Below are 15,645 nucleotides of genomic sequence, written 5' to 3'. Positions count from 1 at the left end.
GCCGGGGCTTCCGGCCGCCGGAGGTCAGGCCTGTGCGGGTGAAGCCTTCACGCGAAACAGCTGCTTGAGGCCCGAGAACAGCGGCGCCTTCACGGTGCCCGGCGCGCGGCCGAAGCTTTCGGTGATGCGGTCGAGAATGATCGCGAGCAGCACGACCGACAGGCCGCTTTCGAAACCGAGGCCGATGTCGAGGCGCTGGATACTGGCGAGCACGTCGTTGCCGAGGCCGCCCGCGCCGACCATCGACGCAATGATCACCATCGACAGCGCCATCATGATCGTCTGGTTCACGCCCTGCATGATCGACGGCAGCGCATTCGGGAACTGCACCTTGTACAGCAGCTGCCACGGCGTGCAGCCGAAGGCCTGGCCGGCTTCGACGATCTCGCGGTTCACGTGGCGGATGCCGAGGCTCGTCAGGCGCACCGCCGGCGGCATCGCGAAGATCACCGTCGACAGGATTCCCGGCACGCGGCCGAGACCGAACAGCATCGCGGCCGGAATCAGGTAGACGAACGCGGGCATCGTCTGCATCAGGTCGAGGATCGGGCGCACGATCGCGGCGACCCACTTGCTCTTCGCGGCCCAGATGCCGAGCGGGATGCCGAGCACGAGGCTGATGATCGTCGACGACAGCGTGAGGCCGAGCGTGATGACGGTCTGGTCCCAGAAGCCGGTCGCGAAGATCAGCAGCAGCGACGCGGTGGTGAACAGCGCGAAGCGCCAGCCCACCCGCCACAGCCCGACGCCGATGAAGATCGCCATCATCAGCCACATCGGGATCGCCTGCAGGCCATGCTCGACGAAGGCCGCGAGCCCCTCGATCGCTTGACCGATCGCGTCGAACGTCTTCGCGTCATGGTCGAGCAGGTAGTGAACGGACTGGTCGACCCAGGTACCGAGCGGAATCATTTCAGACATGGGAGCCTCGCGAACGCGTGATGGCCTTCAGGATGAGCGCACGATCGACCGAGCCGCAGTAGCAGCCGTCGTCGTCGACGACAGGCAGTGCATTCGGGCTCGCGACCACGCGCGCGACGACATGTTCGAGCGACGCATCGCGCCGGATGCTTTCGATCGGGCTCACGGACGGTGTGTCCTGACCGATCGCATCGCGCGTGACGAAGCCGCGGATCTTGCGTTGCGCGTCGAGCACGAACGCATAGTCGGCACTGCCGTTCAGCGTGGCCGCGACGTTCGCGGCATCGCACTTCGACACGATCGGCACGGCGCCCGTCTGCATCAGGTCGCCGGCCGTGAGGTAGCGGCTGGTGTCGATGCCGTCGAAGAACGCGCGCACGTAATCGTCGGCCGGGTTCGCGATGATGTCCTGCGGCGTGCCGACCTGCACGAGCCGGCCGCCTTCCATGATCGCGATGCGGTTGCCGATGCGCAGCGCTTCTTCCAGGTCGTGCGACACGAACATGATCGTGCGGCGCTGTTCCTTCTGCAGTTGCAGCAGCACATCCTGCATTTCGCGGCGCTTGAGCGGATCGAGGGCGGAGAACGCCTCGTCCATGATCATCAGCGACGGGTTCACGGCCAGCGCACGGGCGAGGCCCACGCGCTGCTGCATGCCGCCCGACAGCTCGGACGGCAGCTTGTGCGAGAACGGCGCAAGGCCGACCTGCTCGAGCACTTCCATCGCGCGGCGCTCGCGTTCCTTCTTGCCGACGCCCGCGACTTCCAGGCCGAACGCGGCGTTCGACACCACGGAGCGATGCGGCATCAGCGCGAACGACTGGAACACCATGCTCATGTCCTTGCGGCGCAGCGCGGTCAGCGCCGAGCGGCGCGCCGACGCGACGTCGAGCCCGTCGATCATCACCTTGCCGGCGCTCGGATCGACCAGCCGGTTCACGAGGCGGATCAGCGTGGACTTGCCGGAGCCGGACAGGCCCATCAGCACGAAAATTTCGCCTTCCTGCACATCGAAGGAGACGTTGTGCACGCCGACGACCTGGCCGGTGCGCTTGAGCACGTCGTCCTTCGTCGCGCCGGCGGCAAGCATGTCGAGCGCCTGCTGCGGGTTACTTCCAAACACCTTGCACAGACCTTCGACCACGACCTTGGGGGCATCCATCGAAACCTTCTCCTCGTGTAGCGGGGACTCACGTATGTCATAGCGTGCCTACATAGTTGCCAGAAAAAACCCCGACCTGCCGACGAATTACGACAAACGCTTGCGCAAATACGACACGGCCTCCAGCCCCGCCGGGCGGGCCGCGGCGCGCGGCGGCACGCGATTGCGGCGGTGCAATACGCGCACGGCCAGCAACGGCGGGCATCGCGCGCCGGACTTGTGCGCAGCAGCGTCGCGCATATCGCGTCGTTTTTTGCGCGAATTCGCATCGGGCGCGCGTCGCTTTACGACAATTCCACGTCCGATCCCGCGGCCATATGGCCTGACAAATGCGCACGCGGCATTCACCGATAAAAAGCATGACCGTGCAAAAAGCCGCACGACGACACCGGCAGGTGCACGCCGCGATACCGCGCCAACCCGGAAAATCCCCGACAGCCGCTGTGATACATTCCCCGCCAACAGGCTGATTGCACCGCAGGCCGCCATGCAGCGGCCGCCTTCAGCCGTGCATGCCGGTTCGCCTGCCGGCCATGGCGACACCGCCTCGACCGGCATACGTCCGATCGCAGGCCGATAACGATACGAGAGAGGGAGCAAGGCGAGATGAACTGGGCTTTTACCGCAATCGGCTTCGTCGTGGGCGGGATTGCCGCATTGATCGGGGATTTCTCCGCCGTCAACGGCGCCGTGCTCGGCGCCGCGATCGGGTTCTGTCTCGATCACACGCTGCAACAGCGCAAGCGCAAGGGCAAAGGCGCGGCACCCGACACGTCCGCGATGCAGGCACCACCCGCCCAGCCGCCGGTTCCGCTCGCCGATCGCGTCGCGCGGCTCGAAGCCACCGTCGAGACGCTGACACGTGAAGTCGCGTCGCTGCGCGGCCAGCTGGCCGGCGCGAAGGCCGGCTCGATCCCGACCGCGGCGCCGGCGCACACGGCCGCAGGCACCGCATCGGTGTCCGCTGCCCCGTCCGCGATCTCATCCGCCCCCGTCCCGCCTTCGGCCGCGCTGCCGCCGCGCCCGCCAGCCCAACCGGCCGCCGCGCGCGCGGACGCACCGGCGTCGCTATCGGCACCGGCTCCTGCGCCAGCCCCGGCGCCGGTTCGCACCGCCGCGCCGGTACCGGTACCGGCCGCGCTCCACGCGACTGAAACACCTGCCGCTGCGGCCCCCGCACCGTCGGTTCCCCCCACGCCGCCCAAGCCGCGCGAGCCCGACATCGTCGAGCGTGCATTCCGCGCCGCGCGCGACTGGCTGCTCGGCGGCAACACGGTCGTGCGCGTCGGGATCGTCGTGCTGTTCTTCGGGGTCGCGTTCCTGCTCAAGTACGCGGCCGACAACAACATGCTGCCGATCGAATTCCGCCTCGCGGGCACCGCGCTCGCCGCGGCCGCGCTGCTCGCGACCGGCTGGCGCGTGCGTGCGCGCCGCGCGGCGTACGGGCTCGTGCTGCAGGGCGGCGGCGTCGGCATCCTGTACCTGACGATCTTCGCCGCGACCAAGCTTTACGCGCTGCTGCCCGTCGGCGCCGCGTTTCCGCTGATGGTCGCGGTATGCGCGCTGAGCGCGTTCCTCGCGGTGCGGCAGAACGCGCTGCCGCTCGCGTTCATGGGCACCGCGGGCGGCTTTCTCGCACCGGTGCTGCTGTCGACCGGGCACGGCAACCACGTCGCGCTGTTCAGTTACTACGCACTGCTGAACGCGGGCATCTTCGCGATCGCGTGGTTCAAGGCCTGGCGCCCGCTGAACCTGCTCGGCTTCGCGTTCACGTTCACGATCGGCTCCGCGTGGGGCGTGACGGCCTATCGCCCCGCGCTGTTCGCGAGCACCGAGCCGTTCCTGATCCTGTTCTTCCTGATGTATGTCGGCATCGCATTGCTGTATGCGGTGAAGCGCGAGCTCGCGCTGCGGCACTATGTCGACGGCACGCTCGTGTTCGGCACGCCGATCGTCGCGACCGCGCTGCAGGCGTCGCTCGTGAAGGACATGCCGTTCGGGCTCGCATGGAGCGCCGTCGCGCTGTCGGCGTTCTACGTCGTCGTCACCGCATGGCTCGCGCGGCGCCGCGACCGCCTCGCGCTGCTGTTCGAATCCACGCTCGCGCTCGCGGTGATCTTCGCGACGCTGGCCGTGCCGCTCGCGTTCTCCGGCCCGACGACCAGCGCCGCGTGGGCGATCGAAGGCGCGGCCGTCGTCTGGCTCGGCGTGCGCGAGAAGCGCATGCTGCGGTTCGGCTTCGGGCTGCTGATGCAGCTCGCCGCGGCCGGCGCGTTCTTCACGAGCCTGCTCGGGCCGGCCGACGCCACCGCGCTGCCCGTGCTCAACAGCCCATACATCGCGATGCTGCTGATCGCGCTCGCCGGCCTGTTCACTGGGTGGTGGCTGCACGGGCGCGCGGAAGCGCGCGCGTGGCATGCATGGATGCCCGAGATCGGCGCCGCGGCAGCCGCGTGGGGACTGCTGTGGTGGGTCAGCGGCGGGCTGCACGAGATCCTCGTCTACGCGAGCCGTCACGTCGACCTGCATGCCGACCGCTTCGTCGTCGATTCGACCGCGCTGTTCGCGGCCGGCACCGCATGGCTTGCGCATGTCGCGCGCCGCCGGCTGGCGTGGCCGCTCGCCGAATGGCCCGCGCTCGCGTTGACGCCCGTGCTGGCACTGCTCGCGCTGCGTGCGTTCGAAGCGCATGAAGCACCGCTGTCGGGGATGGGCGCGTTCGCATGGCCTGTCGCCGTCGGTGCCGGCCTCGCACTGCTGTGGCGCCAGGCGCGCGGCACGGCAAGTGCCGATCCCGCAAATGGCACGAGGCCCGGCACCGCGCCCGGCCTCGTGCAAGCCGTCGCCGCAGGCATCATCGCGCCGCTGCACACGCTGACGTTCTGGACCCTGTGCGGGCTGCTGTCGCTCGAAGGGTTCTGGCGCCTGCGCACGTTCGTGCCCGAAGGCGCATGGAGCTGGAGCGCATGGGCCTACGGCTTCGGTGTGCTGCTCCTGCTGGTGTCGGGCCCCGGCTCGCGTCTGCGCTGGCCCGTCGCGGCGTTCCCGCGTGCTTACCAGGTGTGGGGCGCGGCACCGCTCGCCGCGCTGCTGTGGCTGTGGAGCATCGCCAGCGTGATCAGCGACGGCAACGCGGCGCCGCTCTTCTGGCTCCCGCTGCTCAACCCGCTCGACATCGCGCAGTGCCTGGTGTTCGTCGCGTTCACCGTGTGGCTGCGCCGCCTGCGCGCGCTCGGCATCGCATGGCATCCGCGCATCGTCGACTACGCCGCGATCGCCACCGTGTTCCTGTGGTTCAACGCGCTGATGCTGCGCACGTTGCATCACCGCTTCCACATGACCTACGACATCGACACGGTGCTGTCGTCGTTCGGCATCCAGCAGGTGTTCATGGTCGGCTGGAGCCTGTTCGCGTTCGCCGGGATGTGGCTGACGCGCCGCGACGGTATCGCCCGCGTGTGCGCGCTCGCGTCGCTGCCGCTCATCGTCGTGATGTGGGTGTGGACCTTCTACGCGAACTTCACGCAGGACGGCGGCAGCTGGGCGCGCGTGCCGCTCTTCAACCCGCTCGACCTCGTGCTCGCGGTCGTCTATGCGCTCGCCGCGTCGTGGTTCGTGCGCGCACGCAAGCTCGGCTGGTCGTTCGGCAACCATCGCGTCGAGCTGCTGAGCGCCGCCGGGGCGACCGCGTTCCTGTGGCTGAACGCGATCCTGCTGCGCACGCTGCATCACTGGGCCGGCGTGCCGTACGAACTCGGCGCGATGGCGGAATCGACGCTCGTGCAGGCGTCGGTGTCCGTGTACTGGACGCTCTGTGCGCTCGCGATCACGATCTGGGCCACGCGCCGCGGACTGCGACCGCTGTGGTTCGTCGGCGCCGCATTGCTCGCGCTCACGGTCGTCAAGCTGTTCCTGTTCGACCTGTCGCACGTGACCGGCATCGAGCGGATCGTGTCGTTCATCGGCATCGGCGTGCTGCTGCTGTTGATCGGCTATTTCTCGCCGCTGCCGCCGAAGGCCGCCGCGCAACAGGACGGCCTGCAATGAAACGACTCGCCGCGCTGCTCGGGCTGAGCCTGCTCGCGTCGTTCGCGGCGGCCGACGGCCCGCCCGCGCAGCGCTTCTCGCTCGACCTCGACGGCACCGCCGCGTATTACCAGCTCACCGTGCCGCAGCCTGTTTATGCGGCGAGCCGGCGCGACGATCTCGGCGACGTGCGCATCTTCAACGGCGCGGGCGAGCCGGTGCCGTATTCGCTCGACGCGCCCGCAGCCGCCGCGCCCGCCGTACCGCCGACGCGCACGCCGGTGCACTGGTTCCCGCTGCCGCCCGCCCGCGCCGACAACGGCAGCGCGCCGCTCGGCGTGACGGTCGGCCCGGACGGCGCGCTGCGCGCGGGCGTCGCCGCACCGGCGCGCGCAAAGCACGGCGCGGATCTCGTCGACCTGTCGCATGCAGATGGCGACATCGACGCGCTGCTCGTACACGTGGGCGACGACAGCTACCAGGGGCGTGTCGCCGTCGAAGCCAGCGACGACCTGCGCAGCTGGCGCTCGCTCGGCAGCACGCAGTTGCTGAAAGTCGGCCACGGCGACGACATGCTCGTGCAGGAACGCATCGCACTCGAAGGCGCGGCACCGCGCTACCTGCGGCTCGACTGGCTCGACGGCGCGCCCGCGATCGCGTCGATCGACGTTGAGACGCACCCGCGCGATACGCGTGGAACCGACACCGCGTCCGTGCCGCGCCAATGGCGCAACGCCGTGCGCGTGCGGGCCGGCGGCACGCCCGGCGAGTACCTGTTCGACACCGACGGCGCGTATCCGGTCGACCGCGTGCGCATCGACCTGCCGCAACCGAATACCGTCGCGCGTGCGACGCTGCAGAGCCGCGCCGACGCGCAGGCGCCGTGGCGCGACGTCGCGGGCGCCGTGTTGTTCCGGCTGCAGGGCAAGGCCGGCGAGCAGCGCAATCCGCCGCTCGAGTTCGCGGCGAATACGGATCGCACGTGGCGGATCGTCGTCGACATGCGCAACGGCGGATTCGGCAGCGGCCAGCCGGCCGTCGTGATCGGCTGGCATCCGGCCGCGCTGACTTTCGTGGCGCGCGGCGCACCGCCGTTTACGCTCGGCGTCGGCGATGCGTCGCTCGTGTCGTCGGCCGTCGGCCGCGACGCGCTGCTGGTCGGCATGGCCCCCGAAGTGCGGCCCGCGCGCGTCGGCGCGGCGTTGCCGGTATCGGCGGTCACGCCGGCGCCGGCCGCCGACACGGACGCACCGCGCCGCTACGTGCTGTGGGGTGCGCTGGTCGTCGCGGTCGGCGTGCTCGGCACGATCGCGTGGCGCCTCGCGAAAGGCGGCGGCGAGTCGAGCGGCCGCGACGAGTGATGCGGCGCGGCCGCGTCGGGCTTCGATCGCCACGCAATGTATGTCCGGCGCACGCGGTTTGATGCAGGTGCGGGCCGCCGCCGAACGCGATCTCGTCGCGCAGTGAAGAACCTGTCCGATCCGGCCACCGACGTGCGGATCGGTGCGGCCATCTTATGAAAGGCCGCGTCAGCGCATAAAAAGCGCGTAAACGTCCGTTTCGCCGCGGCGCGGCGGGGGTGTCTCGAGGGCCGTACACGAGCGGGAGCGCCACACTCCGCTCATTCGGCGTTTACGCGGCAAAACAGGAGCAGGAACCGGAGCAGGGCGTTCAGCCGAAGGTGTAGCGCCCGTGCTGACGCGGGCGCCACGGCGACGAGCGGCAACTCGCGGCACCGGCCGCGCGTCGCGCCGCCCAGCCAGCGCCACGCCGCACGTACCGATCGCGCCGGACCAGCGCGGCCACGCGCGACGGCAACGCATGAGCAACACGCCGTACGGCCGCCATGCGCGCGGCCATGCGCGACGCCGGTGACGCCGACAACACCCGGCGCGCGACATGCGTGACAGGCTGCTTGCAGAGGATCGCGCTGTCGTAGCGCTTGCCATCGAAGCGCATCACGTCGACGACGTCGAAACCTTGCGAGCCGTAGAACGCCAGCAGGTGCGAAGCGGGATGCGGCGTATCGAGCGCGAGCAGCGTGTAGCCGCGCAACGCGGCCCACCGCTCGGCGAACGACAGCAGCAACGCGCCGATCCCGCGGCTCTGGCAATCGGGGTCCACCGCCACCTGCCGCACGCTCGCGACGCCTTCGCGCCGGTACAGCGGGCAGGCCGACGACGGATCGGTCGCATACAGCGTGGCCGTGCCGATCACGCGCCCGCCGCACACGGCGACGTAGCACTCGCCCGCTTCCGCGCGACGGCGCGTGACGGCCTCGTCCTGGTCGACACAGGTACAGTTGAGCCCCATCGCGCCGAGCCGCGCGAACGCGCGATGCAGCATCTGCGTGAGGTGGGCATAGCTGTCGAAGGCCGGATCGAAACGCCGCACGATCACCCGGTCGGCGCACGCGGAAGGCGGCGCGGCAGGCGTGTGTTCGGCGATCGCGTTCCAGGGTATCGACATTGCCATGCTCCGTGGTTGGGATGCCCGAAGTCTATGAGCGCGCCGATGGCCCCCGCAAGAAAAAATGTCGTAAAAGTTTGGGGACGTGCGTGCGGAAGAAACGGTTGCGACGGTGCACGCCGCGGCGTCGCGTGCGTCACTGCGAACGCATGACGGCACACCGATCGTTGCGCACGCAAGCAATGCATCGAGCGCGACGGCGTCGATCGCCGGCGCGCGCCGTTGACACATGCTGCAGCGCCATCCACACTCGCCGGATTCTCTTCGCTCCGGGCGCGCCCATGATCACCTGCTTCCTTCGCTACGTCATCGATCCGTACAAGCTCGACCAGTTCGAAACCTACGGCAAGATGTGGATTCCGCTCGTCGAGCAGTTCGGCGGCACGCATCACGGTTACTTCCTGCCGTCCGAAGGGGCAAACAACATTGCGCTCGCGATGTTCTCGTTCCCGAGCCTCGCCGAATACGAGCGCTACCGCGAACGCTCGATGGACGATCCGGCCTGCCAGGCCGCGTTCCGCTACGCCGAGGAAACGCGCTGCATCGTCAGCTACGAGCGCAGCTTCTTCCGGCCGGTGTTCGAATAACGGGCCACGGCCCGGCGCATCGCGCCCCTTTTCCTGACCGGGACGAAAAAAAGCCCCGCCTGCATCCGCGCGGCGGGGCCAACCCATGTCAGTAGAGACATCATGGAGGAGACGGGCCCATCTTATCGACCGCGGCCGGCCAGCCCAACCAAGCATTTCTGCTATCGATCCGTGCGGCCGCGCACACGATTGCCCGTGCCTCCCGGCATATCGATAGAACGAAAAGTCGTTTTCAGAGTGGCGGCGGGGTCGTTACCATCTGGTTTTTAAGCCTGTGCTTAGCCGGGCAAGCCATCCCCAAGGAGCGCCCCTTGACTGCATTCGATCAACACCGCCGCCCGTTCGTCGTCGGCATTGGCGGTACCACCCGCGCAGCGTCGTCGACCGAACGCGCGCTGTCGTTCGCGTTGCGCGGCGCGCAGGCAGCCGGCGCACGCACGCGCCTGTTCGACGGCCCGTTCCTGCATACGCTGCCGCACTACGCCCCCGAACACAAAACGCTGACCGACGCGCAGCGCGAACTGATCGACGCCGTGCGCCAGGCCGACGCGATCATCATCGCGACGCCCGGCTATCACGGCGGCGTCTCCGGCCTCGTGAAGAACGCGCTCGATACGCTCGAGGAACTGCGTGCGGACGATCGGCCCTATCTCGACGGACGCGCGGTCGGCCTGATCGTCACCGCGTACGGCTGGCAGGCGGCGGGCACCGTGCTGACGTCGCTGCGTTCGATCGTGCATGCGCTGCGCGGCTGGCCGACGCCGTTCGGCGCGACCGTGAACACGCTCGAAACGCGCTTCGACAGCGCCGACAATTGCTCGGACCCGAAGGTCGTCGCCCAGCTCGAGACGGTCGGCACGCAAGCGGCCGAGTTCGCGCTTGCGTTCGCGTCGCATCGCGCGGCCTCGCATGCGGCATCGGTCGATGCGCTCGCGCCTGTGCTGAAGATCGCCAACCAGTAATTTCCCCGCCTTCCACCGCCCGCGCCCGGACGACCCCGTTCGTCGGCGCGGGCGGTGCACATTCGGACGAACGGCCACGCGCCGTGCACGCCGACGCTGCTCCCCGGTCGCCCTTTCCCCGTACCCCGCGCCGATAACGATTCGGCCCGCCGCGTGATTTGCATTGGCCGAAAGATTGGTTCACGCGGCCGGCGGGTTTTCGTACGCTGAACATCCGAACTCTCTCCGCGCACGCCATGAACCGTACGATCCGCTACAAGGGCTACGAAGTCGCCCCCGCTGCCGCCCGGTTGCCGAACGGGCTGTTCGCCGCCAACCTGACGATCGCGAAGGCAAGCAGCGGCCCGTCGCCGCGCTCCGTGTCGTTCGACGCGATCGATTTCTTCTTCGAGGAAGAACACGCGCTTGCCTACGCGTCCCGCTGGGGCCGCCTCTGGGTCGACACGCACGCGTGACGCACGCCTGGCCGGCGTGCACATGGCCGCTCGAAAATACGCGATTACGGAAGCTATGCAAGAATCTTTCGATCCGTAATCGCACAACAATAGCCATGAGTGACACGCTGCAGGAACAGCACGCAGCCGCAGATCACGCAATGCGCAACTGGACCTTCGAGAGGCAAGGTCCGGTCCGGATCGGTTCCGATGCGCACATGCAGATGTTCTGCCGCATGCTGCTCGACACACACAACCCGTACAAGCCGGCGGTCATCGACTGGCCGGCGCTCAAGCCCGCCGAGCTCAAGCGGCTCACGTCGCTGCCGATCTGGGACATCGCGGTGCAAACCGAAGGTCGTGCATCGATCCGCGTCGCAACCTATGCGGCGACGGTCGGCAATCCGCTGCTGCGCCGCGCGCTCGAGATGGACGGCGGCGAGGAAGCGCGCCACAAGGTCGTGCTGTCGAAGCTCGTCGAGGCATACGGCATCCGGCTCGCCCCCGAGCCCCCCTACCCGGCGCCGAAGGATCCCGAGTGGTCGTGGATGGTCACGGGCTTCAGCGAATGCATCGACAGCTTCTTCGCGTTCGGCCTGTTCCGTTCCGCGCAGCGCTCCGGTTATTTCCCGCCCGAACTCGTCGACACGTTCGAGCCCGTGATCCAGGAAGAAGGCCGCCACATCCTGTTCTTCGTGAACTGGTACGCGTGGTACTGGCGCAGCCTGACGTGGTGGCGCCGGCCCTGGTTCTTCGCGCGGGTCGCGGCCGTGTGGGTGCATTTGATCCGCGAGCGCATCGGCATCGCGCGCGGGATCGACGCCGACGGCGTCGCGCGCGACGCGAACTTCCCGGCGACGAACACCGCCGACATCGGCGAAGCGCTCAAGCCACGCGAGCTGATCGAACTGTGTCTCGCCGAGAACGATCGGCGGATGGCCGGTTACGACAAGCGCCTGCTGCGTCCGTTGTTCGTGCCGCGTATGGCACGGCTCGCGCTGCGGTTTCTCAAGAAGTAAGGCAACCGCTCCGGGCAAGGGCCCGGTTGCCCGGTCGAGCATCCTGGCAACCGGGCCTCGGCCATCATCACGTCCGGGCCGGCTGAATGCCGGCCGGAGCCGACAGGTGGCAATCGCATCGTCCGCATCCGGGCGCGCAGCAGCACAATGCGCAACGATACGTAGTGGTCGACGCATCCGTTCTGCTCCGTACTCCACGCCCCGCGTCCCGTTCACACCTCGATGCGCGCTCGTCACGCTTTGCATGGCGAGCGGCATCGGTCGGGCTACCCGGCCCACCGCCCGCTCGACGTCGCCACATCGCCGCATCGCCGCATCGCCACATCGCATGCGGTGGGAAACCTCACCGGCCTGCATCCACCTGCCAGATGTGGCGCACCCGACACATTCACTCACGCCCTTTTTTCTTCGGCGCTTCGGGGCGTGCGGACAAATTGTCACACCCAGGATTTAACAATTCAGCGGGCGTCCGCCAGCGGCTTTAACACCCGGCCGCCAGCACGCGCAAAACGGGAGCGGGTAATGCCTCCCGGACGGGTTCGCCTCCTCGCCAAACCCCACACGAATGTCAACATCAACGAAATAGTCAATAGGACAAATTCGAAATACGAATGACGACCGGCCGGTCCATCGCCCTGTAGCACTTTTTTACAAATTCGACGAGCCATCCCGCCCGGAACGCCCGTCACACGGGCCATCGCAGCGAACGAAATGCGCATATCAGCACAGCCAGGCATTCTTCATTTTGAATTAAATTGATTTACAGACAATCCAATAAATCAATCAGAAATCGACAAGCAAATCACGAATTAACAAATTAACAAGACGAGCATCACATTATCCCGCAACACGCTTCTTCACATTACAAACAAGAAAGGAAGTCTTCGCTCGCAAACGTTTGCTATTTCAATTTCCTTGCTTTCGGCCCAATCACATCTGTAATCTACCGCACAAAACACACGTAACTTATTGATTTATATGAAAAATATGTAATTCCCATCGAGAGGCTATGATCCTACATTTTTCATTCTTACATCTTACAAATTCATTCATCATTGATGCATCAAAACACCGCCCATTAACCATCCTTTAACTTTTCAAACACGATATTTATCACTTTTTAGCAATCTAAAAAATCCTCCTCCAATAAACTCCGCCCATCAATTTTGAGATTCGCGCGAGCGCACGGAGCATTCCTCTAACAAAAGAGACCGGTGTGTGGCGTGCACATTTGGAGGTAGCAGGACATGAACCGCACATACCGCTCGATCTGGAACGAAGCCCTCGGCGCCTGGGTCGCTGCGTCTGAACACGATTCGGCACGGGGCAAGCCGAACAAGTCGGCTGTCGTGAAGGCCGTCGCAGCCGCCGTGCTCGTCGCGGGGGCAGGCGTCGGCAACGTTGCGCATGCGCAGTACAGCGCCGGGGGCGGGAACGCGACCAATGCAACCTCGATTGCCATCGGCGCCGGCTCCAGCGGATTAACCGTTCCCGGCCAGAGCCCGACCGCCTCCGCCGGCGGCGCGGTCGCCATTGGCGCGAACTCGCCGACCAATACGGTCGCCACCGCATCGAATGCAACGGCATTCGGTACCGGCTCCTCGGCCACCGCGACTGCGGCATCTGCGTTCGGTCAAGGTACGTCGGCAACCGGTAATTTCGCGACCGCCGTCGGCAGCGGCACGAAAGCAACCGCCAACTACGCAACCGCCCTGGGCAGCACCAGCGCGGTCAACGGCATCCAGACGCAGGCATCCGGCGTCGGCTCGACCGCAATCGGCAGCAACGCCACCGCAGGCGCACAGGCGGCCGCACAGGATTCGATTTCGATCGGCGGCCAATCGTCGGTCACCTCCAGCGCAACGTCCGGCATCGCGATCGGCCGCGGTGCGACGACCAACGGCGCATACGGCATTGCACAGGGCGATGGCACCATTTCCGGCGCAACCGGCCAGAACGTCGCGATCGGTTCGTCGGGTACGACGGCCAACAGTGGTAGCGCGAACGGCGGCGCGGTGGCAATCGGCCGCGCGCAAACGTCCAGCGGCGACGGCGCAGTCGCGCTCGGCACCAGCAATTCGGCAAGTGGTACGGGCGCCGTCGCGCTCGGCAACGGCAACTCGGCGAACGGCACCGGTGCGGTTGCGCTGGGCAGTGGCAACAGCGTGACGGGGACGGGTTCGGTCGGTATCGGCAGCGGCGCCAAGGCGACCTATGCGGGTTCGAGCGCAATCGGTGCCTCGTCGTATGCGGGCGGGGCTTCGGCGCCTGCCTCCGCTTTCGGGAACGGGAGTTCCGCGACGGCGAACTATGCAACCGCGATCGGCGTCAACGCCAGCGCTGCCGGCGGCGGCAGCGTTGCGCTGGGCGTGGCCACTGCGAGTGCGCTCCAGAGCGTTGCAATCGGCCAGCAATCCAATGCTTCTCAAGCCGGCAACATTTCGATCGGCTCGTTTGCGACGGCCAGCGGCAACGGCAATGCGGTCGCGATGGGCTATCAATCGACCGCTTCCGCCGGCAACGCGATGGCGCTCGGCTACCTGTCGACGGCCAACGTTGCAAACTCCGTCGCCCTTGGCAACAACTCGGCGACGATTGGTGCGGCGGACACGGCGACGGGCGGCACCGGTTCGGTCAACTCCGCCACGATCGGTGGACAGACGTTCGGTAACTTTGCGGGCGCAAGCGCCGCCAACGGCGTCGTCAGCGTTGGTTCGGCGGGCAACGAGCGTCGCATCCAGAACGTCGCGGCGGGTCTCGTCACGTCGACCAGCACCGATGCGATCAACGGTAGCCAGCTCTACTCGGTCGCGAGCACGACGACGTCGAGCATCACGAGCCTGTCGACGTCGGCTTCGACCGGCTTGTCGTCGGCGAATAGCTCGATCACGTCGCTGTCGACCTCGACGTCGACAGGTCTGTCGTCGGCCAACAGTTCGATCGGCTCGCTGTCGACCGGCCTCTCGTCGACGAAAAGTTCGATCACTTCGCTGTCGTCCTCGACGTCGACGGGTCTGTCGTCGGCCACCAGCTCGATCGGCTCGCTGTCGACCGGTCTCTCGTCGGCCAACAGCTCGGTCACCTCGCTGTCCTCCTCCACGTCGACGGGTCTGTCGTCGGCCACCAGCTCGATCGGCTCGCTGTCGACCGGTCTCTCGTCGGCCAACAGCTCGGTCACTTCGCTGTCGTCCTCCACGTCGACGGGTCTGTCGTCGGCCAATAGCTCGATCGGTTCGCTCTCGACCGGTCTCTCGTCGACGAACAGCTCGGTCACGTCGCTGTCGTCCTCCACGTCGACTGGCCTGTCGTCGGCCAATAGCTCGATCACGTCCCTGTCGACTTCGACCTCGACTGGCTTGTCGTCGGCCACCAGCTCGATCGGCTCGCTCTCGACCGGCCTCTCGTCGACGAACAGCTCAGTCACGTCGCTGTCGTCCTCCACGTCGACTGGCCTGTCGTCGGCTAATAGCTCGATCACGTCGCTGTCGACTTCGACCTCGACCGGCTTGTCGTCGGCCACCAGCTCGATCGGCTCGCTCTCGACCGGCCTCTCGTCGACGAATAGCTCGGTCACTTCGCTGTCGTCCTCCACGTCGACCGGCCTGTCGTCGGCCACCAGCTCGATCGGCTCGCTCTCGACCGGCCTCTCGTCGACCAACAGCTCGGTCACGTCGCTGTCGTCCTCCACGTCGACTGGCCTGTCGTCGGCCAATAGCTCGATCACGTCCCTGTCGACGTCGACCTCGACTGGCCTCTCGTCGGCCACCAGCTCGATCGGTTCGCTCTCGACCGGCCTCTCGTCGGCGAACAGCTCGATCACTTCGCTGTCGACCTCGACGTCGACCGGCCTGTCGTCGGCTAACAGCTCGATCGCTTCGCTGTCGACCTCGACCTCGACCGGTCTGTCGTCGGCCAACAGCTCGATCACGTCGCTGTCGACCTCGACGTCGACCGGCCTGTCGTCGGCCAACAGCTCGATCGCTTCGCTGTCGACCTCGACCTCGACCGGTCTGTCGTCGGCCAACAGCTCGATCACGTCGCTGTCGACCTCGACCTCGACCGGCA

At 67.0% G+C, this 15,645-nt stretch carries 10 protein-coding genes and 1 pseudogene; 7 read left to right on the top strand and 4 right to left on the bottom strand.

All coding sequences use genetic code 11. The features are described from left to right. Positions 1 to 24: 24 nt before the first annotated feature. From choW to FOZ70_RS36365, 3 genes and pseudogenes are all read right to left on the bottom strand, one after another. A complete protein-coding gene (gene choW, locus FOZ70_RS36375; protein ID WP_021163994.1) occupies positions 25 to 921 on the bottom strand; it encodes a choline ABC transporter permease subunit in 897 nt (298 codons plus the stop codon). Then, positions 914 to 2,205, bottom strand: a pseudogene (locus FOZ70_RS36370) (glycine betaine/L-proline ABC transporter ATP-binding protein); the annotation flags it as partial. The gene choW and the pseudogene FOZ70_RS36370, both read right to left, overlap by 8 nt. Then, the gene (locus tag FOZ70_RS36365) at positions 2,171 to 2,641 is read right to left on the bottom strand and encodes a hypothetical protein (protein ID WP_258025836.1); all 471 of its coding nucleotides are present in this window, start codon (positions 2,639 to 2,641) and stop codon (positions 2,171 to 2,173) included. The gene FOZ70_RS36365 and the pseudogene FOZ70_RS36370, both read right to left, overlap by 35 nt. A gap of 48 nt (positions 2,642 to 2,689) precedes the next feature. Between FOZ70_RS36365 and FOZ70_RS36360 the strand changes: the two genes are divergently transcribed. Both FOZ70_RS36360 and FOZ70_RS36355 read left to right on the top strand, forming a co-directional pair. Next, positions 2,690 to 6,130, top strand: coding sequence for a DUF2339 domain-containing protein (locus tag FOZ70_RS36360; protein ID WP_219707824.1), 3,441 nt, complete (start codon positions 2,690 to 2,692; stop codon positions 6,128 to 6,130). Then, a complete protein-coding gene (locus FOZ70_RS36355; RefSeq protein ID WP_219707823.1) occupies positions 6,127 to 7,470 on the top strand; it encodes a DUF3999 domain-containing protein in 1,344 nt (447 codons plus the stop codon). The genes FOZ70_RS36360 and FOZ70_RS36355 overlap by 4 nt, the downstream gene beginning before the upstream one ends. A gap of 310 nt (positions 7,471 to 7,780) precedes the next feature. Here the strand turns inward: FOZ70_RS36355 and FOZ70_RS36350 are convergent, their stop codons facing one another. Then, complete coding sequence (locus FOZ70_RS36350) at positions 7,781 to 8,578, bottom strand: GNAT family N-acetyltransferase (RefSeq protein WP_219707822.1); 798 nt, start codon at positions 8,576 to 8,578, stop codon at positions 7,781 to 7,783. Between the two features lie 281 nt (positions 8,579 to 8,859). On the opposite strand from FOZ70_RS36350, the gene FOZ70_RS36345 reads away from it, so the two are divergent. From FOZ70_RS36345 to FOZ70_RS36325, 5 genes are all read left to right on the top strand, one after another. Then, positions 8,860 to 9,165: an NIPSNAP family protein gene (locus FOZ70_RS36345; protein WP_021157098.1), complete on the top strand. Its 306-nt coding sequence runs from the start codon at positions 8,860 to 8,862 to the stop codon at positions 9,163 to 9,165. 311 nt (positions 9,166 to 9,476) lie between these two features. Then, complete coding sequence (locus FOZ70_RS36340; RefSeq protein WP_042973131.1) at positions 9,477 to 10,127, top strand: NAD(P)H-dependent oxidoreductase; 651 nt, start codon at positions 9,477 to 9,479, stop codon at positions 10,125 to 10,127. 236 nt (positions 10,128 to 10,363) lie between these two features. Further along, positions 10,364 to 10,582 (top strand): hypothetical protein, encoded by a 219-nt coding sequence (locus FOZ70_RS36335; RefSeq protein WP_021157097.1) that lies wholly within the window; start codon positions 10,364 to 10,366, stop codon positions 10,580 to 10,582. Positions 10,583 to 10,677: 95 nt separating this feature from the next. Further along, positions 10,678 to 11,580 (top strand): hypothetical protein, encoded by a 903-nt coding sequence (locus FOZ70_RS36330; RefSeq protein ID WP_042973130.1) that lies wholly within the window; start codon positions 10,678 to 10,680, stop codon positions 11,578 to 11,580. 1,247 nt (positions 11,581 to 12,827) lie between these two features. Then, positions 12,828 to 15,645 (top strand): ESPR-type extended signal peptide-containing protein (locus FOZ70_RS36325; protein ID WP_258025833.1); only part of this gene is annotated, 2,818 nt, incomplete at its 3' end.

Origin of the sequence: Burkholderia sp. COPS (assembly GCF_019425585.1) — a bacterium.
In the GTDB taxonomy this organism is placed as follows: Bacteria; Pseudomonadota; Gammaproteobacteria; order Burkholderiales; family Burkholderiaceae; genus Burkholderia; species Burkholderia cepacia.
Note: the sequence above shows the minus strand (reverse complement) of the source record. Positions and strands in the feature narration are given on the sequence as shown.